This is a genomic window from Vibrio breoganii, assembly GCF_024346795.1.
In the GTDB taxonomy this organism is placed as follows: domain Bacteria; phylum Pseudomonadota; class Gammaproteobacteria; order Enterobacterales; family Vibrionaceae; genus Vibrio; species Vibrio breoganii.
In genome coordinates, this window is record NZ_AP024864.1 from 1,701,865 (window position 1) to 1,727,746 (window position 25,882).

General features: G+C 44.8%; 24 protein-coding genes and 1 riboswitch. Of the genes, 12 read left to right on the forward strand and 12 right to left on the reverse strand.

Features of this window, described 5'->3' with window-relative positions; genetic code table 11:
* Positions 1 to 215 precede the first annotated feature (215 nt).
* Positions 216 to 1,811, reverse strand: coding sequence for a Na+/H+ antiporter NhaC family protein (locus OCU35_RS08000; RefSeq protein WP_026026298.1), 1,596 nt, complete (start codon positions 1,809 to 1,811; stop codon positions 216 to 218).
* Positions 1,812 to 1,901: 90 nt separating this feature from the next.
* A riboswitch (Lysine riboswitch) is annotated at positions 1,902 to 2,086 on the reverse strand.
* Positions 2,087 to 2,543: 457 nt separating this feature from the next.
* Between OCU35_RS08000 and OCU35_RS08005 the strand changes: the two genes are divergently transcribed.
* Positions 2,544 to 2,966, forward strand: a complete 423-nt coding sequence (locus OCU35_RS08005; protein ID WP_017030332.1) for an H-NS family histone-like protein — start codon at positions 2,544 to 2,546, stop codon at positions 2,964 to 2,966.
* Between the two features lie 297 nt (positions 2,967 to 3,263).
* Here the strand turns inward: OCU35_RS08005 and OCU35_RS08010 are convergent, their stop codons facing one another.
* Positions 3,264 to 4,568 carry an inosine/guanosine kinase gene (locus OCU35_RS08010; protein WP_065209734.1) on the reverse strand — a complete coding sequence of 435 codons (1,305 nt, stop codon included), beginning with the start codon at positions 4,566 to 4,568 and terminating at the stop codon, positions 3,264 to 3,266.
* A gap of 181 nt (positions 4,569 to 4,749) precedes the next feature.
* Positions 4,750 to 7,383 (reverse strand): type I DNA topoisomerase, encoded by a 2,634-nt coding sequence (gene topA / locus OCU35_RS08015; protein ID WP_065209733.1) that lies wholly within the window; start codon positions 7,381 to 7,383, stop codon positions 4,750 to 4,752.
* 245 nt (positions 7,384 to 7,628) lie between these two features.
* Here topA and OCU35_RS08020 point away from each other — a divergent pair, with 245 nt between their 5' ends.
* Both OCU35_RS08020 and OCU35_RS08025 read left to right on the forward strand, forming a co-directional pair.
* Positions 7,629 to 7,874 (forward strand): YciN family protein, encoded by a 246-nt coding sequence (locus tag OCU35_RS08020; RefSeq protein ID WP_017030335.1) that lies wholly within the window; start codon positions 7,629 to 7,631, stop codon positions 7,872 to 7,874.
* A 172-nt stretch (positions 7,875 to 8,046) separates the two neighbouring features.
* Positions 8,047 to 8,850: a glucosaminidase domain-containing protein gene (locus OCU35_RS08025; RefSeq protein ID WP_102481024.1), complete on the forward strand. Its 804-nt coding sequence runs from the start codon at positions 8,047 to 8,049 to the stop codon at positions 8,848 to 8,850.
* 83 nt (positions 8,851 to 8,933) lie between these two features.
* Here OCU35_RS08025 and aroA read toward each other — a convergent pair whose 3' ends face one another.
* Positions 8,934 to 10,217 (reverse strand): 3-phosphoshikimate 1-carboxyvinyltransferase, encoded by a 1,284-nt coding sequence (aroA, locus tag OCU35_RS08030; RefSeq protein WP_102360226.1) that lies wholly within the window; start codon positions 10,215 to 10,217, stop codon positions 8,934 to 8,936.
* A gap of 119 nt (positions 10,218 to 10,336) precedes the next feature.
* Complete coding sequence (locus OCU35_RS08035) at positions 10,337 to 10,792, reverse strand: outer membrane lipoprotein (RefSeq protein WP_102329406.1); 456 nt, start codon at positions 10,790 to 10,792, stop codon at positions 10,337 to 10,339.
* Between the two features lie 6 nt (positions 10,793 to 10,798).
* Between OCU35_RS08035 and aat the strand changes: the two genes are divergently transcribed.
* The 3 genes from aat to infA all read left to right on the forward strand — a co-directional run bounded on the left by aat (position 10,799) and on the right by infA (position 12,538).
* Complete coding sequence (gene aat, locus OCU35_RS08040; protein ID WP_261825138.1) at positions 10,799 to 11,506, forward strand: leucyl/phenylalanyl-tRNA--protein transferase; 708 nt, start codon at positions 10,799 to 10,801, stop codon at positions 11,504 to 11,506.
* A gap of 43 nt (positions 11,507 to 11,549) precedes the next feature.
* Entirely contained in the window at positions 11,550 to 12,248 is a 699-nt protein-coding gene (locus OCU35_RS08045; RefSeq protein ID WP_102550326.1) for an arginyltransferase, read from the forward strand.
* A 71-nt stretch (positions 12,249 to 12,319) separates the two neighbouring features.
* Positions 12,320 to 12,538 carry a translation initiation factor IF-1 gene (gene infA, locus OCU35_RS08050; protein ID WP_001040192.1) on the forward strand — a complete coding sequence of 73 codons (219 nt, stop codon included), beginning with the start codon at positions 12,320 to 12,322 and terminating at the stop codon, positions 12,536 to 12,538.
* Positions 12,539 to 12,690: 152 nt separating this feature from the next.
* Here infA and clpA read toward each other — a convergent pair whose 3' ends face one another.
* The gene (clpA, locus tag OCU35_RS08055) at positions 12,691 to 14,955 is read right to left on the reverse strand and encodes an ATP-dependent Clp protease ATP-binding subunit ClpA (RefSeq protein WP_017030341.1); all 2,265 of its coding nucleotides are present in this window, start codon (positions 14,953 to 14,955) and stop codon (positions 12,691 to 12,693) included.
* A 57-nt stretch (positions 14,956 to 15,012) separates the two neighbouring features.
* Positions 15,013 to 15,333 (reverse strand): ATP-dependent Clp protease adapter ClpS, encoded by a 321-nt coding sequence (clpS, locus tag OCU35_RS08060; protein WP_017030856.1) that lies wholly within the window; start codon positions 15,331 to 15,333, stop codon positions 15,013 to 15,015.
* Between the two features lie 443 nt (positions 15,334 to 15,776).
* On the opposite strand from clpS, the gene cspD reads away from it, so the two are divergent.
* Positions 15,777 to 15,998 carry a cold shock domain-containing protein CspD gene (gene cspD, locus OCU35_RS08065; RefSeq protein ID WP_017030343.1) on the forward strand — a complete coding sequence of 74 codons (222 nt, stop codon included), beginning with the start codon at positions 15,777 to 15,779 and terminating at the stop codon, positions 15,996 to 15,998.
* 58 nt (positions 15,999 to 16,056) lie between these two features.
* Here the strand turns inward: cspD and OCU35_RS08070 are convergent, their stop codons facing one another.
* Positions 16,057 to 16,287: a glutaredoxin family protein gene (locus OCU35_RS08070; protein ID WP_017030344.1), complete on the reverse strand. Its 231-nt coding sequence runs from the start codon at positions 16,285 to 16,287 to the stop codon at positions 16,057 to 16,059.
* Between the two features lie 305 nt (positions 16,288 to 16,592).
* Here OCU35_RS08070 and OCU35_RS08075 point away from each other — a divergent pair, with 305 nt between their 5' ends.
* The gene (locus OCU35_RS08075; protein WP_017030858.1) at positions 16,593 to 17,249 is read left to right on the forward strand and encodes an NAD(P)H-dependent oxidoreductase; all 657 of its coding nucleotides are present in this window, start codon (positions 16,593 to 16,595) and stop codon (positions 17,247 to 17,249) included.
* 115 nt (positions 17,250 to 17,364) lie between these two features.
* Here OCU35_RS08075 and OCU35_RS08080 read toward each other — a convergent pair whose 3' ends face one another.
* Both OCU35_RS08080 and OCU35_RS08085 read right to left on the reverse strand, forming a co-directional pair.
* Positions 17,365 to 18,147, reverse strand: coding sequence for an esterase/lipase family protein (locus tag OCU35_RS08080; protein WP_017030346.1), 783 nt, complete (start codon positions 18,145 to 18,147; stop codon positions 17,365 to 17,367).
* Positions 18,148 to 18,240: 93 nt separating this feature from the next.
* On the reverse strand, positions 18,241 to 18,531 hold the full coding sequence (locus OCU35_RS08085; protein ID WP_017030347.1) for a putative quinol monooxygenase: 291 nt from the start codon (positions 18,529 to 18,531) through the stop codon (positions 18,241 to 18,243).
* Between the two features lie 306 nt (positions 18,532 to 18,837).
* Here OCU35_RS08085 and OCU35_RS08090 point away from each other — a divergent pair, with 306 nt between their 5' ends.
* Entirely contained in the window at positions 18,838 to 20,262 is a 1,425-nt protein-coding gene (locus tag OCU35_RS08090; protein WP_261825139.1) for a basic amino acid/polyamine antiporter, read from the forward strand.
* A gap of 73 nt (positions 20,263 to 20,335) precedes the next feature.
* Here OCU35_RS08090 and OCU35_RS08095 read toward each other — a convergent pair whose 3' ends face one another.
* Positions 20,336 to 22,564: an NADP-dependent isocitrate dehydrogenase gene (locus OCU35_RS08095; RefSeq protein ID WP_065209728.1), complete on the reverse strand. Its 2,229-nt coding sequence runs from the start codon at positions 22,562 to 22,564 to the stop codon at positions 20,336 to 20,338.
* 304 nt (positions 22,565 to 22,868) lie between these two features.
* Here OCU35_RS08095 and OCU35_RS08100 point away from each other — a divergent pair, with 304 nt between their 5' ends.
* Positions 22,869 to 23,558, forward strand: a complete 690-nt coding sequence (locus OCU35_RS08100; protein ID WP_261825140.1) for a pseudouridine synthase — start codon at positions 22,869 to 22,871, stop codon at positions 23,556 to 23,558.
* A 45-nt stretch (positions 23,559 to 23,603) separates the two neighbouring features.
* Here OCU35_RS08100 and OCU35_RS08105 read toward each other — a convergent pair whose 3' ends face one another.
* Positions 23,604 to 23,867 carry a hypothetical protein gene (locus OCU35_RS08105; RefSeq protein WP_017030351.1) on the reverse strand — a complete coding sequence of 88 codons (264 nt, stop codon included), beginning with the start codon at positions 23,865 to 23,867 and terminating at the stop codon, positions 23,604 to 23,606.
* A gap of 165 nt (positions 23,868 to 24,032) precedes the next feature.
* On the opposite strand from OCU35_RS08105, the gene mnmA reads away from it, so the two are divergent.
* Together mnmA and hflD are read left to right on the forward strand one after the other, a co-directional pair.
* Complete coding sequence (gene mnmA, locus OCU35_RS08110; protein ID WP_065209726.1) at positions 24,033 to 25,163, forward strand: tRNA 2-thiouridine(34) synthase MnmA; 1,131 nt, start codon at positions 24,033 to 24,035, stop codon at positions 25,161 to 25,163.
* Between the two features lie 17 nt (positions 25,164 to 25,180).
* A complete protein-coding gene (gene hflD / locus OCU35_RS08115) occupies positions 25,181 to 25,798 on the forward strand; it encodes a high frequency lysogenization protein HflD (RefSeq protein ID WP_102360223.1) in 618 nt (205 codons plus the stop codon).
* The last annotated feature ends 84 nt before the right edge of the window (positions 25,799 to 25,882 follow it).

Here is a 25,882-nt window from a genome sequence, read left to right on the forward strand (position 1 = left end):
GGTTCATATCTTGTCGGCGCATGTTCTTAAAGGCTCATTCAATTGGCTTACAAACACACTAACTAAGCAGATCAAACTTTGCAACCGTTTAGTTATGAAAAATTCGATTTCAGGGTAAATTTACTTAGGGTTCGACCGAAACGTAAAATACCGTTTACAAAAAAAGGAAGCAGAGCTTCCTTTTTAATCATCATTTCACTCGGTACTTAGACGCACTATGCCTTTTGGCAAGCCATCTTAGAGCGAGACAGCGTTGAAAGTACAAAGCATACCACCACGAAAGCCACACTTGATGCTGCAAACGAAATCGCCACTGAGGTCGTCATACCTAGGGTGATAAAGCCCACGCAAGAAATAAGCGCTACAGAGAGCGCATACGGCAACTGAGTCGAAACGTGGTCGATGTGATTACAACGTGCACCCGTAGATGACAGGATGGTGGTGTCTGAGATAGGTGAACAGTGGTCACCAAATACTGAACCCGCCAGTACTGCACCCAACATAGGAAGCATTAGCGCAAGGTCGGTTGCTCCTGCCATGTCACCGGCGATTGGAAGCATAATACCGAATGTACCCCAAGAAGTACCGGTAGAGAATGCCATCACACCCGCTAGTAAGAATAGGATAACTGGCAACCAGCCTGCATTGATGTTCGCTTGTTGTGCCATTGACGATAGGTAAGAACCTGTCTTCATGTCACCAATTACGCTACCAATAGACCATGCAAAAACTAGGATGAGAATTGCGCCAAACATAGATTTCGCACCAATCCACAATGCGCGGCTAATTTGAACTGCAGGTAAACCCTGACGCAATACGGTTGCAAGTGCCACGACAATACCAACAAGACCACCATAGATAAGAGAAGTACCTACATCGGTGTTCTCAAACGCGCCTAGCACGTTAAAGGCAATACCATCTTCAGCCAGAGCCAGGCCGCCGGTATACATCATTGCCGCCACTGTCGCTACGATCAAAGTAACGATTGGAAGAATAAGGTCTGTAACTGAACCGCGAGAGCTTTGCTCAATATCCAGCTCTTCATCAATTAAGTGAGAGCCTTCTGCTTCTTCGTCTTTTTCAAAGCCGCGACCTTGAGATGCTTCAATCTCATGACGACGCATCGCACCGACATCAATCTTAAACCAGGCTACAGCGAATACCATAAGCAGTGCAAACACGGCATAGAAGTTCATTGGGATAAGACGAACGTAAGCGCCCAGTGCAGAATATTCGGTCATGTTGTGGCTAACAAGGATGCCACCAATGATCGTCATTATGTATGCACCCCAGCTTGAAGCCGGCATCAGCACACACATAGGCGCAGCCGTCGAATCAAGAATGTAGGCAAGTTTTGCTCTTGAAACGTAGAAACGGTCTGTCACAGGACGAGCAACCGCGCCAACAGCAAGGCTGTTGAAGTAATCATCAATAAAGATGAACACACCTAGGAAAGCAGCAAGTAGCTTAGAGCCACGCTTGCTTTTCACGCGAGACTGAGCCCACTCAGCAAATGCGCGAGTACCACCAGACAATGTCAGCAATGCTGTCATCATGCCTAGTAATAATAGAAACCCAACAATACTCATATTCCATGAGTTGATACTGCCGTCTTCAATGAATACGCCATAAACGGTGTCAAAAATGTAACCCGCTGCTCCAGTTACGGAGTAATCAGCTAAAAGGAAACCGCCAAGGACGATACCGGTACCCAAAGAAAGCAGTACGCGACGAGTAATAATAGCCAGCCCTAAAGCCAATAATGGGGGCAATAAAGAAACAGGCGATGTAGCAAAATCCATTAAATTCATGATCTTCTTAATACCAAATTTGGTAAGAGATCTACTGTAGATAGGCATTCGACATGATGTTGAATAAGCAACCCATCAGGCGACAGGTTACCCCACAGTAGCGCTCCATAGTTTAACAACACAATAGACTATGGCAGTGTTATTCCTTTCGGAAATAACCCCAACAAGCAACCTTGATTGGATTACTCATTTCGGCAGTTACTCCTTTCACTAACAATTACAACGACATCACTCTATTGTTAGCTACTGATAGTATCTGCGCCTCTACCTCATCCCCTAGTTACGCAACTTACAAAATGTAATATGCTACTAGATGATCTAGGAGCGACGCATTCTACTGAGTTAAATAGAAAATGCAACATAAAGTGGCAACACTTCATTCGGAAGCAGTATCCAAGCATGAGTAGTCCAGCTTCAAAATCTCACCCATATAGATTTAGCCTTGAAGATCAGGTAGTTAGCTAATCAGTATTGCCACCCAATAAATAGAGTTAAAGCTCTATAAAGAGATTAAAGTTAAGAAACTTTACTTTGAATAGTACCGATTAATTTATGTAAGTTTAAAAATTCCTTTTATTTTCGAATCTTTTGTTTCTTATTATTTTTGAAATTTTATTTATTTTATATTTAACTATTTGAAAAGCTCTTATATAATTGACTTATTCTGTGGCACAGCTGTGCACTTTACTTAGGCAACATTTGTTTGCTGTATAAATCTGATGGGATCAAAAAATGTCTGAAATCACTAAAACACTTTTAAATATCCGTAGTCTTCGCGCTTTCTCTCGTGAACTAACTTTTGAACAACTAGAAGAAGCTTTAGATAAATTAACGACTGTTGTAGAAGAACGTCGTGAAAACGAAGCTGAAGAACGTGCAGCACGTGAAGAAAAAGAAAAGAAACTAGCAGAATATGCTCAACAACTTCTTAAAGAAGGCATTGATATTGAAGATCTAGTAGCAGCAGTTGCTGGTGATTCTACAGCTAAAGCGGGTAAAGCAAAATCTAAACGCGCTCCACGTCCTGCTAAATACGAATACGTAAATGAAAGTGGTGCAACTAAAACTTGGACTGGTCAAGGCCGTACGCCTTCTGCAATCCAAAAACAACTTGATGAAGGTAAGTCTCTAGACTCTTTCCTAATCAAAGCATAATTTAAATACTAGATTTGCATTAGATTGAATTAAGCTCCCTACTAGGGAGCTTTTTTATGCCTTCAATTAACCAATATATGCAATCTTGAGCACAAAAAAATAACAATAGATAAAGGAATGATATTAAATCATTGAACAGAGCTATATCGACTGCAATACCGATAAGTTTGTAATCTCTTGTACTACCCAGTACCACTAGGTATTTTTAATCCCAACCCCTCTAAAGCACAAATAAACGTTAATTGTCAGCTCTATGTAAAAAGGCCCCTATCGGAGCCTTAATTTAATTACAGAATATTACCTTTCCCAGTACGCCTCTTCTAGGCTATCTTCTCGCTCTGGTAATCCACGAGATAAACGAGGTGAATGCTGCGCTAAAACTTCATAACTGGCGCGATTAGAATATTTACAAACCTGAGAAAAAGAAGAGTAAGTCAAATATTCGTGCTCATGTTTACTTGAGTTAGGAATATTTTGCTTATGGAATCTATTCGCTGACAAATCATGTAACAAAGCAGACAAAGCCGCATCCCCTGCTCCATTGGTGTTCTTAATCTTCTCTGGACCACCCATATATGGTGCGATGTGAGAGTAGACTTTAAATGGAGTCGTACACGCCGATTTTAAAGCAGGACGACTGAATTCATAGCGGTTAAATTCAGCGATTTCTCCTGGTAGAAGCGGCAGTGAGGTTTCGCGCTTAGCACTCTCCTCAGTGTAGCCTGCCATAAATAGTCCCACAGGGCCCGCAGTACACAGAACTAAGTCAGCCCAGTCCAATACTTTATCAGCAGCTAACAAAGGGTCGCTCAGGCCTGTCAGCGCCTCCGCCTCTTCTTCGTTCATTGCCACAACAGAAACGTTCTCTGAAATAAAATCAATCCAGAATTGCGGATCATCCTGAATAACAAATTTTGTGCCTAGGGTTAATACAACAGGTACGTCGTGCTTTTTCGCGTACTCTACTGCCTTCATCGTTGCTTCAGGCATAGGGTCACCCTCTTTGCAACGAACTAGGTATGAGGTCAACACAAGAGCGGCTGCGTCAGGGAAAATAGACTCTGGAATACTCTCAGCGCGAAGTTGGTTCATCTGGCCTTCGCTAATGGCAAAGGTACGCTCTCCCCCATCCGAGATAAGAGTAAAGCAGCGGCCAATAGCGCCATTCACACCTTGTAGGTAGTTAAGATCCATTCGGCTAGAAGTGTTACACAAATAGCGAAAGCCATAACTACCAATTTTAATTTCAGCACTCATTACGCCAAGCAAGATAGACTTATCATCTGCTAATACTGAATAGTTGTGCAAGGTGTTACCAATGGTGCCACCCGCATATTCGTTAGTGATCAATTGCTGCTGTTTAAGTTCGTTATACAGAGACTCTGCGGTTTGGTCGTCAATGACTAACGAATGCCCCTTACTAAGATTAAACTTGCTAATGAAGTCATCGGACACCGTAGCTTCTATATCTACTAACGTCTGATCAATTCCCACAACATAGGTGCTATGAGCACCGTCATCAGATTGTGTTTTCGGAACTAATGGATCAGAGGTATTGACTGGAAAGTAGTGCTTAGATTTGCGTTGGCCTGGAAATTTCATTCGAGTTCTATGTTAGGGGAATAGATCTGCAAATTGTAGACGCTAGAAATGTGACCTTCAACACACTATGAAAACGCAAACGTTTAACTCAGAATTAAATTACTCTTTCGGTTAAATTTTAAACAAAAAAGCCAGCGCACGAATCATCGGCACTGGCTCTTGTCATTCAGGCTACAAACCGCTAGCTCTTCGCTTTTGGTTTTTTGCGCTTGTCAGTAATTTCCCACTTACCGTCAATGTATAAGCCAGTCCAACCAGAAGGCTTACCATCGATTTCAGAACGAACATAGTTCTCTTTGCTCTTACGGCTAAAGCGAACCACTGTTGGCCTACCGTCTGGATCCTCTACAGGTGCATCCGCCAAATACTGGAATTTAGGCGATAAGCGATCCTTAAAGCGAGACAGTTCTTCCACTAACGGCGCTCGAGTTTCACGAGATTTAGGGAAGTTACTTGCTGCCATGAATAGACCTGAAGCACCATCACGAAGTACAAAATACGCATCCGACTGAGTACAAGGTAGTTCAGGGAAGTGCACTGGATCTTCTTTTGGTGGCGCAACTTCGCCATTACGCAAAATCTTACGGGTGTTCTTACAGGTTTCGCTGGTGCAATCCATGTACTTACCAAAACGGCCGTTTTTCAACACCATATCAGAGCCACATTTATCACACTCAACAACAGGACCATCATAGCCCTTGACCTTAAACTCACCGTTTTCGATCTCGTAGCCTTCACAGTTTGGATTGTTACCACACACATGAAGCTTACGCTTATCATCAATTAGATAAGCATCCATCGCTGTTTCACAGATAGGACAGCGACGTTTAGCACGTAGCGCAGCCGTTTCTGGGTCTTCTTCAAGAACGTTGATGATTCCATCTTCATCACCGAGGTTAATGGTCGTTTTGCAACGCTCCTTCGGTGGCAACGCATAGCCCGAACACCCTAAGAAAACACCCGTTGACGCAGTTCTGATACCCATAGGGCGAGAACACGTCGGACATTCAATATCTGTCATTACGATATGGTTTTGTTCCATACCGCCTTCGTCTGCATCCAGCTCAGCTTTCTCTAACTCAGATGAGAAATCAGTGAAGAAGCTATCTAGAACCTGAGTCCAAGTCGCATCGCCCTCTGCAATCTGATCGAGTTTCTGCTCCATACGGGCAGTAAAGTCGTAGTTCATCAGGTCAAGGAAACTATTGTTCAAGCGATCTGAAACAATCTCACCCATTTTCTCAGCATAGAAGCGACGCTGTTCAACTTTCACGTATCCACGATCTTGAATGGTCGAGATGATAGATGCGTACGTTGATGGACGACCAATACCGCGCTTCTCAAGCTCTTTAACCAAGGCTGCTTCAGTAAAGCGCGCCGGTGGCTTAGTAAAGTGTTGCTTGGGTTCTAGCTCTTTCAGTGAAAGCTTATCGCCCAGTTTAACCTCAGGAAGGAGCTGATCTTCGTTCTTACCCATAGGGCGCTGGACGCGAGTCCAACCATCAAACTTAAGGATTCGACCTTTCGCTTTTAGGGTAAATTCAGCCGCTTTAACACTGATGGTTGTCGAGTCATATTGTGCCGGTGTCATTTGACACGCCACAAACTGATTCCAAATCAGTGCATACAGCTTATGAGCATCAGCATCAACGCCCGCTAGGTCGTCAACCTTCACTTCTACGCTCGAAGGACGGATCGCTTCGTGCGCCTCTTGCGCGCCCTCTTTACTTCCGTAAGTAATAGGCTTCGCAGGTAGGTACTTATCACCGTATTCGCTACCGATGTAGCTGCGTAAGTTTTCTACCGCTTCACTACTCAAGTTAGTGGAGTCGGTACGCATATAGGTAATGTAACCCGCTTCATACAGACGTTGAGCCAGCATCATGGTTTTCTTAACGCCGTAACCCAAACGCGTACTTGCCGCTTGCTGCAGCGTCGATGTGATGTAAGGCGCCGAAGGTTTGCTCTTCGTTGGGCGGTCTTCTCGCTTACAAACCTCGTACTCTGCTTTTTCTAAAACGTTTAAAGCGGTTTTAGTGTCTGCTTCATTTCTCGGCTTGAACGCTTGTCCGTCACGTTGAGCGACCATCAAACGGAAGTCATCGCTCTTGTTAGTTAGCGTATTCGCATGAACGTCCCAGTATTCTTCAGGAGTGAATGCCTTGATCTCGCGTTCACGCTCAACCACAAGCTTGGTAGCAACGGATTGAACACGACCCGCAGACAGACCACGAGCCACCTTTTTCCAAAGTAACGGTGAAACCATAAAGCCCACAACGCGGTCCATAAAGCGACGCGCTTGCTGAGCATTAACACCATCCATGTTCAACTCGCCCGGAGTTTCGAACGCTTGCTGGATAGCATTTTTAGTAATTTCGTTAAACACTACACGCTTGTATCGCTGTTCATCGCCGCCGATGATCTCACGAAGGTGCCATGCGATAGCCTCTCCTTCGCGGTCCAAATCGGTTGCGAGATAAACGTAGTCAGCGTCTTTAGCGAGTTTTTGCAGTTCAGAAACTACCTTCTCTTTACCAGGAAGGATTTGATAGTTAGCTTCCCAACCATGGTATGGGTCGATACCCATCTTTTTGATCAGAGCTTTCTTATCTTTTTCTTTCTTAATGCGTGCTTTTTCTTCTACGCTCATTCCTTTGGTGGATACAGGCGTAGCCTTTTTACCGCTGGATTGACCCGCAGTAGGTAGATCACGTACGTGACCAACACTAGATTTAACAATGAAGTCTTTGCCAAGGTATTTATTGATCGTTTTTGCCTTAGCTGGTGACTCCACTATAACGAGAGACTTACCCATAACTGAACGTTCTGTCCTATGTTTTTGGCCCGCAAACGTGCGAACTCTACTTTTGATTCTTTTTTTACTATTGAGCGAGATTTTTTCAAAATCAACCCATTTTTACTCTTTTAGTGCTAATTGTGCGCTTAATAGCCAGTCTAGTCAGGATAGACCATAGATGGATTTACATGAATCTGCTTTTGTTTTGCCTGTTATTAGCGGTACACTTAGCGCCAGAATTTAATTGAACTATAGGTAACAAGATGAGTGATAAGAAGCCTATCTCAGAACTTGAGTTGCTGATGATTGCAAATAACATCATCCAAGAACACGACGACTATATAGAGGGAATGCGCGCGACCTCGGTTGTTGAAAAGGATGAGGTGTTGATATTCAAGGGTGAATACTTCCTTGATGGCAACGGTTTGCCAACCCCTAACACTACCGCTGTTTTCAACATGTTCAAATACTTAGCGCACCACCTTTCAAAAGAATTTACAGTTCGTTAATTATTAAAAAGGGCTCCTCTAAGGGCCTCTTTTTATTGCCTCTATATCGACGCCTTTCCACCATGTGCCATATAAAACACGCAACATAATGTTGCGCCTGTATCCAAGCGCTTCGCTCTCACATATAATGACCCACTTCACATTTTTCAATCGATTGAGACAAGGAATTACGGTGAGTTTACGCAGATTTATACCAACAAATGGCGCAATTATTATTGGTAGCATGGCTATCATTTTGATGGCTTCCACCTATTACCATCTAGGTATGGGTAATAACCAAAATTCTCTACAATTTGAAAAAGTATCGGTACCCGATTTTGCCGCAATCAGCGACGTAAATCAGAAGAAAAGTGCATTTTTTGCCTTCATTAAGCCGTACATTGAAAAGAAAAATGCCTTTGTTCAGCAGCAACGCCAAACGTTAGTGACGCTACAAAGCGAGTTAGTTGGTGGCCAAGTATTGTCTGAAGCAGAGCAGAACACATTGACTCAAATTGCCAGTCAGTATCGCGTCGAAGTGAAAGATTTCAGCCTGAATGAAGTCGATGCCCTACTTGTTCATGTAGACGTGATTCCAGAACAGCTGGTTTTGATCCAAGCGGCCAATGAAAGTGGCTGGGGAACCTCCCGCTTTGCTAAAGAAGCCAATAACTTCTTTGGTCAATGGTGCTTTACCCAAGGCTGTGGCGTTGTGCCAAACCAACGTAAAGAAGGTATGACCCACGAAGTGGCTAAGTTCAACTCCGTTGGTGATTCAGTATCTGCCTACGTCGATAACCTAAACACCAACCAAGCGTACAGCAGCTTTAGAGAGCTCCGTGCGAATATTCGCGCACAACATAAGACGCCAACCGCTGAACAGCTGATTCATGGTCTAGGCAGCTACTCAGAGCGCTCTGATGACTACATCAATGATATTCTAACGATGTTGCGTCACAACAAGGCACTCCTTGAGCAGGCGCCACCAGCCAACTAAGGCTGATTACATAGTAAACGGGCTCCCAGTGGGAGCCCGTTTTTTATTCTACTCGTTTTCTTTCGAGGGAATTTTATGTCGACCTAAGCGACCACTAGACCTTGGAGCTTATCAAAGTAGTCAGGGAAGGTTTTTGACGTACACTTAGGGTCGTTGATTGTCACAGGTGTATCGCTCAATGCCACTAACGAGAAACACATCGCCATACGGTGATCGTCATAGGTATCAATGGCTGCATGAATCAACTGCTGTGGCGGAGTGATAATAATGTAGTCTTCACCCTCTTCAACCGTCGCACCCACTTTACGCAGCTCAGTGGCCATTGCCGCTAAACGGTCTGTTTCTTTCACACGCCAGTTGTAGACGTTGCGAATGGCTGTTGTGCCCTCTGCAAACAGCGCTGCTGTTGCAATGGTCATTGCTGCGTCTGGGATATGGTTGAAGTCCATATCAACGGCTTTCAATTCGCCTTTACGAGCAATGATGTAATCACTGCCCCATTCGATTTCAGCGCCCATAGCCTGCAGTGCATCTGCAAATTGAATATCGCCTTGGATACTGTCTTTGCCAATGCCTGTCACCTTGATTTCACCACCGCCAACGGCAGCGGCCGCTAAGAAGTATGATGCGGACGATGCATCGCCTTCTACTAAGAAATCCCCTGGTGCTACATAGCTTTGACCAGAGCGTACAATGAATTTTTGATAATCGTAGTTTTCAACGCTAACGCCGAACTGTTGCATGATATGCAAAGTAATATCGATGTAAGGCTTAGAGACTAGGTCGCCTTCAATATTGATAGTGATATCACCATCAGCTAAAGGTGCAGTCATTAGAAATGCCGTTAGAAACTGGCTAGAAATAGAGCCGTCAATAGATACCTCACCAGAGGTTAGCCCTGTACCTTGGATCTTAAGCGGTGGGAAGCCATCGTTTTCAAGATACGTCACCTCAGCACCTGCCTCACGCAGAGCATCAACCAAGTGACCGATTGGGCGCTCTTTCATACGCGGCTCACCCGTCAGTACGAACTCACCTTGGCTAGCACAAAGTGCCGCAGCCAATGGGCGCATTGCCGTACCCGCATTGCCTAGAAACAGTTCTAGTGCTTCAGATGCATTGAATACGCCACCTAGACCTTCAACCTCACAGACTGTTTTATCTTGAGATAGGCTGTATTTTACACCTAGTTGCTCAAGGGCATTCAGCATATGACGAATATCGTCACTGTCGAGAAGGTTAGTTAAACGAGTTGTGCCATTTGCAAGGGCTGCAAGCAATAGTGCACGGTTGGATACGCTCTTAGAGCCCGGCAAGTTAACTTGGCCGCTGACCTTAGAGATAGGTTGTAGGGTTAAGCTTTCCATTGACGTCTTTTCCTTGAAAGCAATTTGATGCTAAGTCGTGATATTGAAGATAATTTCAGACTATCGAAATTGCGCAAAGAAAAACAGACTCAATTGACACTAAATCTGAGAATTTTGTTTTATTGATGCAAATCTACTCGCACACCATTATCAAAATAAAGGATACGAACGGTGTCGCCCGCAGAGAAAAGCATGTTTCTATCGATATCCTGAATTACATCAATCAATCGATTGTCATCGGTCTTGATCAGTATCTCCACCAGCTTGTGTTCGACGCGGTACTGCTGATTACCATAATGTTGTACAACACCCGCCCCCGCAACTGCCCCAATCGCGGTTGCTACTTCTTTGCCTGTACCCCCACCAAATTGATTACCAATCACGCCACCAACAACAGCGCCCAATAAGGTTTGCCATCCCTTGGCCTCAGATTCGATAATTTGTTGCTGAGAAATATAGCGAACGGTATCCACTTGACCATAAACCACCTCATTAACTGGACGCGCTGTATTTCTTTGATAAGCAGCTTGTGCTAATAATGGAAACAGTAGTAAAAATGTAATCAGTATTCTCATTTTATAATGACCTTATATCTTCCAGAACTCAGTCTCAGTAATACCCAGTTCCCTGACCCAAGTTTAGCATTGGCTGAACCTAATGGGCTGTTGGCATTTGGGGGGGATCTCTCTGTAGGCAGACTACAAAGCGCCTATAGGCAAGGGATATTTCCTTGGTATAGCTATGGTGAACCCATTTTGTGGTGGAGTCCATCGCCAAGAGCGGTATTTATACCTGACACTTTCAAGCCTGCAAAAAGTTTAATCAAGTTTCAACGAAAGCACGCTTATACCGTGACTCTAAATCACGCCACTGAAGCCCTTATCCAGTTGTGTGCTGACACTCGCCCTGATGAAGAAACCTGGATAACAGAGCAAATGCTTGTAGCTTATAAAGCCTTTGCTCGAGCAGGCTCATGCCACTCAGTAGAAGTATGGGATGGTGATGAGCTCATAGGCGGCCTGTACGGCGTCTCTGTGGGTCAGGTATTTTGCGGAGAGTCTATGGTCAGTGTTAAACCCAACGCGTCAAAAGTAGCGTTATGGTATTTTTGCCAACACTTCATCAACCATGGTGGGAAACTGATTGATTGTCAGATCATGAACCCACATTTGGCCTCTTTAGGCGCAATTGAGATACCAAGAACCACCTTTCAAGACTATCTTTTAGAGAGCAGAGATACATCGATGAATGCAGGTTGCTACGACAGTCAGCAACTGTTCACTTTATAGCGTTTATCTCGTCAGCTAACACCGAAAAGGAATCTATCCGTAAATGAATCCAGAGTTACAACAAATTCGAGTGGGTTTCACCCAAAGCCATCAATGCAGCTATTTGAAGGACAAGCAAGAGCGTGTCGCGATTGCACTGGATAATGAACTGCAAAGCTTGCAAGGCTATGAGTTGTTGTTAGCAAATGGGTTCAGGCGCAGTGGAGACACGATTTATCGCCCCCATTGTGAAGGGTGCAGTAAGTGTATCGCCATTCGAATAGACGTTGAGCACTGCAAACCATCAAAAAGCCAAAAGCGTTTGCTTAACAAAGGCAAGCAATATACCTGGGAAGTGACCACGCAAATTAACCCAGATTGGTTTGAAGTTTACGAGAAGTATATCGAAGCTCGACACTTTGAGGGCAGTATGTACCCTCCAAAACGCGATGACTTTGCCAAATTTATTCGCTCAAATACGATTCCAACCACCTTTTTGCAGATTTATTATCAAGATCAATTGGTGTCGGTCGCGGTGACTGATCAAGTGAATAGTGCAAACAGTGCCTTTTATACCTTTTATGACCCGGACCACCCTATTTCATTGGGTACACTGTCTGTGCTCTATCAGATCCAATACACCCGTTCACAAGGTAAAAAGTGGCTCTATCTGGGCTATCAGATTGATGAATGCCCAGCCATGAACTATAAAGTCCGATTTGATTCGCATCAAAAGCTAGTAAATCACCGGTGGCAAGGGTAGAATATCGCCCAATGTGAATAGGTAACTAAATTGAGTTACCAAGATTACCCTTATTCTGATTCGAGGATTAAATGGCTAAAGAAGACGTAATTGAGATGCAAGGCACTGTCCTGGACACTCTGCCAAACACTATGTTCCGTGTAGAACTAGAAAACGGTCACGTTGTGACTGCACATATCTCTGGTAAGATGCGCAAAAACTACATCCGTATCCTAACTGGCGATAAAGTGACTGTAGAGATGACTCCATACGACCTAAGTAAAGGCCGCATCGTCTTCCGTGCTCGTTAATATCTCTATTAACTATGCATAAAAAAACGGAGCCTTAGGCTCCGTTTTTTGTTGGCTGAAGATTAATAATCCCATCCAATCTAAGTCATCTCTGTGCGCTTAGCGTTGGGCCCCTTCAGAACCCAACGCTCTGCTCACTAATTATGAATCCATTAATGATGAACCGCTTCTTCCTCTGTATTCGCATAGTGGAATTGTAACTCGTCATTCTTAAGATCAACGGTCACAGTACCGCCATTCACCAGCACGCCAAATAACAACTCATTAGCCAGTGGCTTCTTCAGGTTCTCTTGAATTGCTCGAGACATAGGTCTTGCACCCATCGACTTATCATAGCCTTTCACAGCTAGCCATTTACGAGCGCTATCGGCCACTTCAAGAGACACACCACGTGTATCAAGCTGCGCCTGAAGCTCAACAATGAACTTATCGACAACTTGGTGGATAACTTCTTCATCTAGGCTATTGAACCAAATGATGTTGTCTAAGCGGTTACGGAACTCCGGAGTAAATACACGCTTAATAATAGCCATCGCATCAGGTGCGTGATCTTGTTGGATCAGGCCTATTGATTGCTTCTCAGTCTCCACCACACCCGCGTTAGTGGTCATGACTAAGATGATATTACGGAAGTCGGCTTTACGGCCGTTATTGTCCGTTAGCGTACCGTTGTCCATCACTTGCAGAAGCAAGTTAAAGATATCAGGGTGTGCTTTCTCTATCTCATCAAGAAGAACTACAGAGTGAGGCTGCTTGATAACGGCATCCGTTAACAAACCACCTTGGTCATATCCAACGTAACCTGGAGGCGCACCAATCAATCGGCTGATAGAGTGACGCTCACCATACTCAGACATATCAAAGCGAAGCAGTTCAATACCCATCAGTTTAGCAAGCTGTGCTGTCACCTCTGTTTTACCCACCCCAGTAGGGCCCGCAAACAAGAAAGAACCCACAGGTTTATTCTCTGCGCCTAAACCAGCGCGAGACAACTTGATAGACTCGCTCAGTACATCGATAGCCTCATCTTGTCCAAACACCAACATCTTCATTTTCTTATCTAGATTCTGAAGAATGTCTTTATCTGAAGAAGAGACCGACTTCTCTGGAATACGCGCCATCTTAGCCACCATAGCTTCGATATCGCCCACCCCTACCGTCTTCTTACGACGACTGCTCGGCACTAAGCGGCTCTTCGCACCCGCTTCATCAATCACGTCGATGGCTTTATCAGGCAAATGACGCTCGTTAATGTATTTAGCAGAAAGCTCTACCGCAGCACGAAGGGCTTTATTGGTATAGCGAACCTCATGGTGCTCTTCGTATTTCGATTTAAGACCCATTAGGATCTTAGTGGTGTCATCTAGAGAAGGCTCAACCACATCAATCTTCTGGAAGCGGCGAGACAGCGCGCGCTCTTTTTCAAAGATGGTGCTGTATTCTTGATAGGTCGTAGAACCAATACAACGCAACTTACCACTGCTTAACAGCGGCTTGATCAAGTTAGCGGCATCAACTTGCCCACCCGATGCTGCACCTGCACCAATGATGGTATGAATCTCATCAATGAACAGAATCGCGTCATCTTCTTTCTCAAGTTGCTTGAGGATGTTCTTAAAGCGCTTCTCAAAGTCACCACGATATTTGGTGCCTGCAAGCAGTGAACCAATATCCAGAGAGTAAATCACAGAGTTGGCAATAACCTCTGGCACGTCACCCTCAACAATTCTCCACGCTAGGCCTTCGGCAATCGCGGTTTTACCCACTCCTGCTTCACCGACGAGTAGAGGGTTGTTCTTACGACGACGACACAATACTTGAATAGTGCGCTCCAGCTCTTGGTCGCGACCAATAAGCGGATCAATATGACCATTACGAGCCACGATATTCAGGTTAGTGGCAAAATTCTCTAACTGGTCTTCTTGCGCGACTTCTTCTGTGGTCTCAGCACTGCCAAACAGTTCAGATGGCTCATCTTTTTGTGTTTTAGTGATGCCGTGAGAGATGAAGTTGACGATGTCTAAACGACTCACATCGTTCTTTTTCAGAAGATAGGCGGCGTGAGACTCTTGCTCACTAAAGATAGCGACCAGTACGTTTGCACCAGACACCTCATTACGACCAGAAGATTGCACATGGAAAACCGCGCGTTGCAGTACTCGCTGGAAGCTCAGGGTTGGCTGAGTCTCTCGCGTCGCATCATCAACGGCGATTAATGGCGTGGTTTGCTCGATAAAGGTATCAAGCTCTTGACGAATTGTGTCAATGTTTGCTCCGCAAGCCTTGAGAGCTTCTTGAGCAGATTGGTTGTCTAGGAGCGCCAACAGCAGATGCTCTACCGTCATAAACTCGTGCCGCTTATCTCGCGCTTGAGAAAAAGCGCCATTCAAACTCGTTTCTAATTCCTTGTTAAGCATACAGGCCTCCCCAAAACTTCAAAAACAACCACTTAGTCCTGTTCGACAGCGATGTGGTTATGCTCTTTCCATGGTGCACAATAAAGGATGCTCTTGCTGTTCAGAATACATAGTAACCTGTGCAACCTTTGTTTCTGCAACTTCAGCTGTGTACGTTCCACAACGTGCTTTCCCCTGGTAATGCACCTGAAGCATGGTCTGAGTCGCTTTGTCGGCATCCATACCAAAGAAGCGCTCAAGGATCTCAATAACGAAATCCATAGGGGTGTAATCATCGTTATTAAGAATAACGTGATACATAGGTGGTGGTTTTACCTCGGTTTTTTCTTTCTCCAGCAAGTCTGAGTCTGGAGTCACCCATTCAAAAAATTTACTCATTTTTACGTCTTTAGTAGAAAAAACAATCACTCTTGTAGCAGAATTTTTTCCAGCTACTTTAGAGACTAATAGAGCAATTGTATCCCTGCAAATAAAAGATTGCTATCAGTATCGGACGAGCGTTTTTTAGCCTACTTTCGCCACGAAACCCGCTGTTTATTGCAACATGTTGCTCATACCTTGACCTTACACCACATATTGAGTGATCCGCGTTGTTTAATCTCAAAGCAATCGTTATTATTCTGTTAAATAATCGAACGAAATGTATTGACGATGATGATTCTTTGTCTACATTATTCTATTGTCTGATTAGAAAATCATCATTTGAGATTTTCTATTCAAACAAAGTAGGCTGATGATGTTGGTTTAACTGAAGTAATTTGATCATTCAGACTATTGCGACACAGCGCACAACAAGTAATAAATGCATAAGGATGTAAAGCATGGCAACAGGTACAGTTAAGTGGTTTAACAACGCCAAAGGGTTTGGGTTTATTTGCCCAGAAGGAGAAGAAGGCGATGTATTCGCTCACTATTCAACTATCCAGATGGATGGTTATAGGACATTAAAAGCGGGTCAAACTGTCAACTACGAAGTCGAAGATGGGCCTAAGGGTTCCCATGCTAGCGCTGTGGTACCAATAGAAAGTGATGCAGCAAAATAGCGTTACCGTATAAGTAAAAAGAGGCTCTAGAGCCTCTTTTTTCGTTTCTGCAGCAAGCTTAATTACTACTATACATTCGCTCAAAATTCTTCGGATCCCAACCAATCATGATTTGGTCACCTATCTTCAGTACAGGTAAAGACCGAGCTCCGATAGCGTCTAGTTCCTTTCGACCTCTTTGCATTTTGGCGTTGGTTAAGCGGTATTTATAACCCTTAGAGTCAAGATAGCGCTGAGCATCTTTGCAATGCGGGCACTTATCCTTTACATACAAAACTAATCTTTTCATGCGTTAAACCTAGATGATATTTGTGCCGATTATGCGAGATCACCGCTAGAATCGCAAATATCTGACATACCCGCTTTTTGTGACCAAATACAGCATATTCATAATATTCAATCAGTTAGGATAACTGCTATCTATAAATGGATTCACAATACTATTAGGATTATTGAATAGTATTTGAAAGTAATTTGCATGAACTGCGGTTTATTCACGGCGCACGATCAAATAGTCTAGATTTATTCAAAGCACTCACAGTTTATTTGGTCGCGCTCACTTGCTACCTCACCCAACTATTAAAGGACTCAGCCATGGCTCATCCAATCATCACTGACCTAGAAAATCGTTACACAGCAAAACGCTACGATGCATCTAAGCGTATTCCTCAACAAGATTTAGACGTGATCTACGAAGCGCTTCGCCTATCCGCGTCATCCATTAACTCACAGCCTTGGAAATTTATCGTCATTGAAAGCGACGAAGCCAAGCAACGCATGCACGATACGTTTGCCATAAAGCACCAATTTAACCAACCTCATGTGAAGTCTGCTTCTCATGTGATCTTATTTGCTCACAACCCTCGTTACACGAAAGAAGACTACGCTAAGGTCGTGGATAAGGGTATTGAAGATGGTCGTACCCCGAAAGAGCAACGCGATTCGGCGTTTGGCGCATTTGCCTTTGTTGAGCTCAATACCGACGAAAATGGTGATACCTCGACATGGACCAAGTCGCAAACCTATCTGGCTCTAGGTAACGCTCTACACGTTCTTGCAAGGCTAGGGATCGACTCAACAACAATGGAAGGGGTGGACAGTGAACTGATTGGTGACATCTTTGCTGAAGAGTTGGATGGCTACGTATGTAATGTCGCTCTCGCCATTGGTTATCACCATAAAGAAGAAGATTACAATGCCAATCTTCCTAAGTCTCGCCTAGACCTAGATAAAGTCGTCAAGGTCCTTTAGTCGCTCTTTAGCACCTTTTTAGTAGCTATTTAGTAGCGAGGCCTAACTCTAAACACGAAAACGGCTGACTCAATATCATGAGTCAGCCGTTATTCATTCTAATGAGTAAAACCACTTATTGCGCTGGTTCTGTTACCGCAAAGCGTCGATTGCTTAGGTAGTTAAGAACAAGGTCGGTCACCATAGGGTCACTTCTCAAGCTGTCGTGTTTAATGTCCACCGCTATAAAGTCTTGCATACCTTCTAATTGCGCTGACTCAACCGACACTAGGCCATCGTTCGAATTCTCGAACACATGCCTTAAAACCGGGTAAGTATCTGTCCCTGCGATTACTCCAAACGGATAATTGGGCTGCGGCAATGAATTAGGCAAGCTTTGCGGATCTGTGGTTAATGAGGCAGCCGTACCACCCGCAAGTGGCAACAGCCAAAGGCTAGAGAAAAAATCCGCCACGTCGCTGCCATGATTTGGGGTGCCTAAAAACACCACCTCACCTAGATGTTGCGAATACGTCATTGCTGGCTTTTTGGCAAGGTAATCTCGAATAACCAACCCACCTAGAGAGTGCCCAACAAAGTGTATTTTACTGCCACTAGCCTGAGACAGCTCGCGATCAAACTGATAAACACACTCATCTATCTGCAGACCGCTTTTACGTAGTGTGTAGTCTAGCTCTCTACCCACAGTTGGGTAATCCACCACGCAAACCTGATAGCCATGCTCCTCTACTCTTTCCGACATCTCCTCCATTGAAGATGCACTGCGAGCAAGGCCGTGAACGATGATCACCTGCTGGTTCTTGTGGGAGTTATAATCGCTGATCTCTTTGGGGGCTTCAGATTGGCTACAACCCGTAACTAATACACCAAAAACTACTGTGATCAGGCTCTTTCTCATAGACTCAATGACTCCTATTTCTTCTATCACTAGAATATCAAACAGGAATCAAACACTCACCCCATTTTGTGCAAAATCAAACCGACATACAAGCTAGCCTACCTGCGTCATTTCATGCACAACGAAAGACTCTACCGCTCCTTCTGTTGCCGCAATATAAGCCGCTAGATGATCGTTTTCCATGTGCTTGCGCCATAGGTCGCGTGTTTCCCAATTCTCAAAGAACAGAAAATGTGCTGGATTATCATTGTCTTGATGTAGGTCGTAGTTCACACACCCTTCTTCAGCGCGCGTTGTATCGATAAGGTTCTGCAACTCCGATTTCACCAGCTCAATTTTGTCTTGTTTGGCAACAATATTGGCTACTATGGTTAGCTTTGTCATTCTTAAGTCCCTGATTCTATTTTGTAAAAAAATGTGTCTTCCAATGAGTGATCGGCACAATAATAAGACTGCGAAAACTCAATGCTAAGTATCTGCCTTATTTCCCTTAAAGAACATCGATCATCCATGGAATTATAGTTTTAATCTCTCGTTACGATTAACTCTACTTATTCAGCATACCAATCAGTATAATCCCTCCCCCTTGTGATGAGCGGCGGTCAAATAACACTCAACTCATCAGTTTACTTCACATAATTTTGGTCATCGCACTTTTTTGATGACCACTGAAGCAGTTTAGAGCACGCAATGAGTAATAAGAATTCCGTAGGCTTAGTTGGCTTAATCGCCATCGTATTTGGCTCAATGATCGGTAGCGGTATCTTCAGTATTCCGCAAAACATGGCCGAACAAGCCTCCATTGGAGCAGTATCCCTAGCTTGGCTGGTCACAGGTATTGGTATGCTTCTATTGGTGCAAACCTTTAGAGTACTTGCCGAACAAAAACCTAACCTCAATTCAGGTATTTTCTCATACGCAAAAGCAGGCTTTGGCGAATACATCGGCTTCCACTCCGCTTGGGGCTATTGGTTAATGACCTGTATGGGTAACGTCGCTCTAGCCGTTATGATCAATGACTCCTTAGGCTTATTCTTCCCTATATTGCTACAACACGGCATAGAAACCGTATTCCTGTGCTCAGCATTACTCTGGGGCATGAACGCCATAGCCCTGCGAGGCACCGCCAGTTCATCCTTCATCAACCTTATCTCAACGGTAGGTAAGCTGATTGGCTTGATCATTATTATTGCGATCATTATGTACAGCTTTGAGCCTGCAAACTTATCCCTGGATGTATGGGGAGAAGAACAGCAACTTGGCTCTGTGGTCACTCAAATCCAGAGCACTATGATGGTGACCCTTTGGTGCTTTGTGGGCATTGAAGGCGCAGTGGTGTTATCTGGCAGGGCGAAAAAGAAGTCGGATGTCGGTAAAGCAACCCTTATTGGCTTTTTAGTCGCTATCAGCATGTACAGCCTGATCTCTATATTGGCCTTTGGGATCTTGCCTCAGCAAGAGTTGTCACAATTGGCAAACCCGTCAGCAGCGTCTCTGTTAGAAGCCGCAATCGGCCCATACGGACGTGTACTAGTCAACATCTGTGTGCTGGTTTCAGTGTTCGGTGCCCTTGTGGCCTGGACCATGTTGGTGGCTGAAGTGCCCTATGAAGCAGGTAAAGTGGGTGAGTTCCCGCGCTTCTTCAGTCGCACCAATAAAAATGAGGCGCCAATCAATGCATTGAATGTCTCCACATTGTTCATGCAGCTGTGTGTGTTACTGGTCGTGATGTTTGAGAACGTCTATCTAGCAGCGATTAACATCGCATCGGTAATGGTTCTACCTTGCTACCTACTTAGCTGTCTTTTCCTTCTTAAGATCTCGCTAGATCCTAAGTCTCTTGGTTTAGAAAAGCGTAATTACGGGAACATAGCGTTAGCCACAAGCGCAGCGTTGTTTTGCGCTTGGCTAATTACCGCGGCAGGACTTGAATATCAGTTGATGGCGACTATTTTGTACACCATAGGTATTCCGTTCTTCCGATACACGCACGCCTCACGCATAAAGGCCGGCGAGAAAGTGTATTCAGTAGTAGATACTTGGATAGAGCGAGCACTGATAGCGCTGGCTGCACTTTCTGTTTATCTGATGTTCACTGGTTATCTTCACGCATAGCCGTTAAACCAATCTCTACGCATAAAAAAGCCCGAGCTAATCACTTAGCTCGGGCTTTACTCTTTATATTGGATTATACGTTGTCGATAATCTGATTTAGCGTAGCGCTTGGGCGCATTAGCTCAGAGGCAATCGCATCTACTGGTGAGTAGTAACCACCTAACACTCCTGCAACGCCTTGCGCACTGTTAAGCTCGCCAACAATACTCTCTTCATTAGACGCCAGAGATGTAGCTACCGCAGCAAATTGCGCTGCCAAATCAGCATTCTTGTTTTGACTTGCCAATGCTTCTGCCCAGTAGCGAGCAAGGAAGTAGTGACTGCCACGGTTATCAAGTTCACCCACGCGACGTGAAGGAGATTTGTTCTCGTCAAGGAACTTACCTGTTGCTACATCAAGCGTTTCTGCAAGTACACGGGCCTTTTCGTTGCCTGTCACTTCACTTAGGTGCTCAAGAGATGCAGCCAGTGCTAGGAACTCACCTAAAGAATCCCAACGTAGGTGGTTTTCTTTTTCTACTTGCTGAACGTGCTTAGGAGCAGAGCCACCAGCACCTGTTTCAAACAAGCCACCACCGTTCATTAGAGGTACGATAGACAGCATCTTAGCTGAAGTACCTAGCTCTAGAATCGGGAACAAATCAGTGAGGTAATCACGCAGTACGTTACCCGTTACAGAGATGGTATCTTCACCCTTAGCGATGCGCTCTAGAGTGAACAAGGTCGCTTCTACTGGAGACAATACGCGAAGGTCTAAACCGTCAGTATTGTGTTCAGGCAGGTACGCTTCTACCTTCTTGATAAGCTCTGCATCGTGTGCACGATTTGAATCTAACCAGAATACCGCTGGAGTACCAGAAAGACGTGAACGGTTAACCGCCAGCTTCACCCAATCTTGGATTGGCGCGTCTTTTACCTGACACATGCGGAAGATGTCGCCTTCTTCAACCGATTGCTCAAGAAGCACCTTCTCGTTCGCATCAACAACACAGACTTTACCCGACTGAGCTAAGATGAATGTCTTGTCGTGAGAACCGTACTCTTCCGCTTTTTGCGCCATCAAACCTACGTTTGGCACACTACCCATAGTGGTCGGATCAAATGCACCGTGCTGCTTACAAAAATCAATCACTGCTTGGTAAACGCCTGCGTAGCAACGATCAGGAATCATCGCCTTCGCATCTTTTGGCTTACCATCTGGACCCCACATTTGACCAGAGGTACGGATCATTGCAGGCATAGAAGCATCAACGATAACGTCTGATGGGACATGAAGGTTAGTAATGCCACGGTCTGAATCTACCATTGCAAGCTCTGGGCGCGTTTCATAAACCGCATTAACCGCGGCAATAATTTCTTGTTTCTGCGCTTCAGGTAAAGACTCAATCTTAGCGTAAACATCGCCAAGACCGTTGTTTACATCAACACCCAGCTCGTCAAATAGAGACCCGTATTTTTCGAATACGTCTTTGTAGTAAACCTTAACTGCATGACCGAAGATAACTGGGTCTGATACCTTCATCATGGTCGCTTTCATATGCAGAGAAAGCAGTACATCTTGCTCTTTTGCCGATTCAATTTCTTTCTCAAAGAAAGACACCAACGCATTCTTGTTCAACACAGAAGTATCAATGATTTCTTTGTCTTGCAGTGCGAAGGCTGATTTTAATGTGTTAACGCTGCCGTCATCACCACGCAGTTCAATACGAACCTCTGTCGCACCATCGATGGTGACCGATTTTTCGCTACCGAAGAAATCGTTGCCGTCCATGCTTGCTACGTGTGATTGAGAATCTTTAGACCAAGCACCCATTGAATGTGGGTTCTTCTTCGCGTAGTTCTTTACTGAAGCAGGAGCACGGCGATCTGAGTTACCCTCACGCAATACTGGGTTTACCGCACTACCCTTGATCTTGTCATAGATAGATTGTATGGCTTTCTCTTCGTCAGTTTTTGCTTCTTCTGGGTAATCAGGAAGATCAAAGCCCTTTGCTTGTAGCTCTTTGATTGCTGCTTTAAGTTGCGGGATAGACGCTGAGATGTTTGGCAGTTTAATAATGTTCGCTTCTGGCGTTTTCGCCAAATCACCTAACTCTGATAACGCGTCACCAATACGTTGCTCTGGCTTCAAGTACTCAGCGAAGTTAGCGATGATACGACCCGCTAATGAGATGTCGCGAGTTTCAACTGCAATATCAGACGATGCAGTGAATGCTTGTACCATTGGCAAAAATGAGTATGTTGCCAGCGCTGGAGCTTCATCGGTAATGGTGTAAATAATGGTGGGCTTTTGTGCAGACATGAAATTTCCCTATCTTTAATTTTTGTTCACTGGCTGTATTCAGCTCTCGTGTTAGTCGATTTTATAGCGTTCGCATCGTGCGATTCGTGATGTTGTGTCTTGGGTTTAACTAAATCTTGGCTTTAAATAGCCTAAAACGCCTTAAGTCATACAAGGCGATACTGGTTAACCTATCAAATAATCGGCTCTGTTAGCAATCGTGTTATGATTAGCCTAACCCGTTTGCTGCGCGTATCATAAAGCAAATGTTGTTTCGTGAGAATGAACTCATACAGTTTGTTTACAAAAATGCAAGGTAGTTAACATGTCTAGCGGCAACCGCCGACCTCAAAATAAGTCTCGAACTTCTGAAACATCTTCGAAGCCCAATAACAAATTCAGCCAAAAGCGCTCTAGCTCTTCCAATCGAAGAAAGCCAGTACGCACGGTTAAACGTGTTTCTGCCGAAGAGCAAAAAGTACTGCTGTTCAACAAACCTTTTGATGTATTGAGCCAGTTTACTGATGGTGACGGCAGGCAAACTCTTGCCGACTTCATCAAGGTAAAGGACGTGTATGCTGCAGGAAGACTCGATAGAGATAGTGAAGGATTATTACTGCTGACCAATGACGGTATTTTACAGGCTAAATTGACTCAACCTGATTCAAAATCCCCAAAGACCTATTGGGTACAAGTAGAAGGCGCGCCATCAGAGCAAGATTTGGAGAAGCTGCGCAATGGCGTAGAACTTAAAGACGGCATGACCCTACCCGCACAGGTAGAAATCATGTCAGAGCCTGAGGTATGGGATAGAAACCCTCCAGTGCGCTTCCGCGCGGCCATTCCAACCACTTGGCTTGCGATTACCATTATAGAAGGTCGCAATCGACAAGTGCGCCGCATGACCGCCAACATCGGCTACCCCACTCTGCGATTAATCCGCTATTCCATAGGTAAATACAGCCTAGGCGATTTACCAAACGGTGAATGGAAAGAAGCCGACCCTAGGACCTAGGTTCTAGGCTCTGTTTAATCTGACAGCTTGAAGCTTGAGGCTGCCTCACTCCCCTTCCATAAACCCTAAATCTGGAAGACGGTCTAAATGCTCTGCATAACGCTTTTCGTTGAACTCTGCGCCGTTGTTCACTACATCAAACACTTCGATTGCTACCGCGCAACCAATCATGGCGATAGCATCGTCGCGACTATTGCCTGTCATCATTAGGCGCATCAGCGTTTCTTTTACTTTCTTTGGGTTGCCCGATTCGATCTGATTTTCAACGATTTCAATTAGCTGGTCTTGAACTTCTTGTTGGTCTTGCATGGTCTTAGGCCCTATTGTGGGAGCAACGAAATGTTGGCACATAGTATGACAGAAAATGTTTACACTTTTCAGTCAATTTGAAAGTGTGATTCACATCGCGGATCTGTCACACTGGGTTTGTTTCTGTTAGAATCTGCGACCGTGTTTATCTAGTGGTAATTTTGAATGTCTGACAACAGCCAAAAGAAAGTCATCGTCGGCATGTCCGGTGGGGTTGATTCCTCTGTCTCTGCGTACCTGCTTCAACAGCAAGGCTATCAAGTTGAAGGCCTGTTTATGAAGAACTGGGAAGAAGACGACAACGAAGAGTATTGTACAGCAGCAGAAGACCTTGCCGATGCGCAAGCGGTCTGCGACAAGCTGGGCATTCATTTGCACACGATAAACTTTGCTGCAGAATATTGGGACAACGTGTTTGAGTACTTCCTTCAGGAGTACAAAGCTGGTCGTACGCCAAACCCAGATATCCTTTGTAACAAAGAAATCAAATTCAAAGCCTTCTTGGAATTTGCTGACGAAGTTCTGGACGCTGATTACATTGCAATGGGTCACTACGTTCGTCGTACCTTCCCTAGCGCAGAAGAAATTGCGGCAGGCGAAAAGCCACGCATGCTTCGCGGCCTAGATGGCAACAAAGATCAAAGCTACTTCTTGTACACGTTAAGCCATGAACAAGTTGGCCGTAGCTTATTCCCTGTGGGCGACATCGAGAAACCAGAAGTTCGCCGCATTGCTGAAGAGCAAGGTCTGATCACCGCGAAGAAAAAAGACTCAACTGGCATCTGTTTTATCGGTGAGCGCAAGTTTACAGATTTTCTTTCTCGCTATTTGCCAGCACAGCCGGGTAAAATTGAAACCCCTGAAGGTCAAGAGATTGGCGAACACATGGGTTTGATGTACCACACCCTTGGTCAACGCAAAGGTCTACACATTGGTGGCCAAAAAGGTGGCGGTGGTAACGAAGACCCATGGTACGTTGCTGAGAAAGACCTGAAGCGTAACGTATTGATTGCGGTTCAAGGTGCAGATCATCCATTGCTTAAGTCTGAAGGCCTAATTGCCTCTCAGTTACATTGGGTCGAACGCAACCCTATTCGTGAGCCAATGACTTGCACTGTGAAAACGAGATATCGCCAAACCGATATTCCATGTACCATTATTCCTGTGGACGACGAGAACATCAAAGTGATCTTCGACGAACCACAAGTAGCCGTTACCCCTGGTCAATCTGCGGTCTTCTATAAAGACGATGTATGCTTGGGTGGCGGAATTATCGAAAAACGAATCAAAGCTTAAGACAAAGGAGTTCTTACGTGGCAAATACCAATTATGACCGTACCATCGCTTTTGCTGGCATTTGCCAGGCTGTCGCTTTAGTTCAACAAGTGGCAAAAGACGGACATTGTAATTCTGCCGCGTTTGAAACCTCAGTTGCTGCAATTATCAATACCAACCCAGCCGACACAGTCAGCGTTTTTGGCAATGAGCGCGATCTAAAGGTGGGTCTTGAGTGTCTAGCCCGTGGCATTGATAGCTCAGCGACAGGCAATGAGTTGACTCGCTACGTGATCAGCTTGATGGCACTGGAGCGCAAGCTAAGCCAACGCCGCGACTCTATGGCGCAACTGGGCGATCGCATTCAACAAATTGAGCGCCAAACTGAGCACTTTGATCTGTTTGAAGAACAAATGATCAGCAACCTTGCTAGCGTCTATCTTGATGTGGTGAGCCCAATTGGCCCTCGAATTCAAGTCACTGGCAACCCAGCAATGCTTCAGCAAACCTCGGTACAAAGCAAGGTTCGTGCCCTACTCCTTTCTGGTATTCGTAGTGCCGTACTGTGGCGTCAGGTGGGTGGCAAACGTCGCCACCTAATCTTTGGCCGCAAGAAAATGATTGAGCAGGCTGAGATACTTTTAGCTCGAATTTAAACATTGGCTCGCGCATTGTCGCGAGCTAATTTTTTTGCGCACAGAAAATTAACGCAATCGTTTGCGCAACACTAGTGACAATTG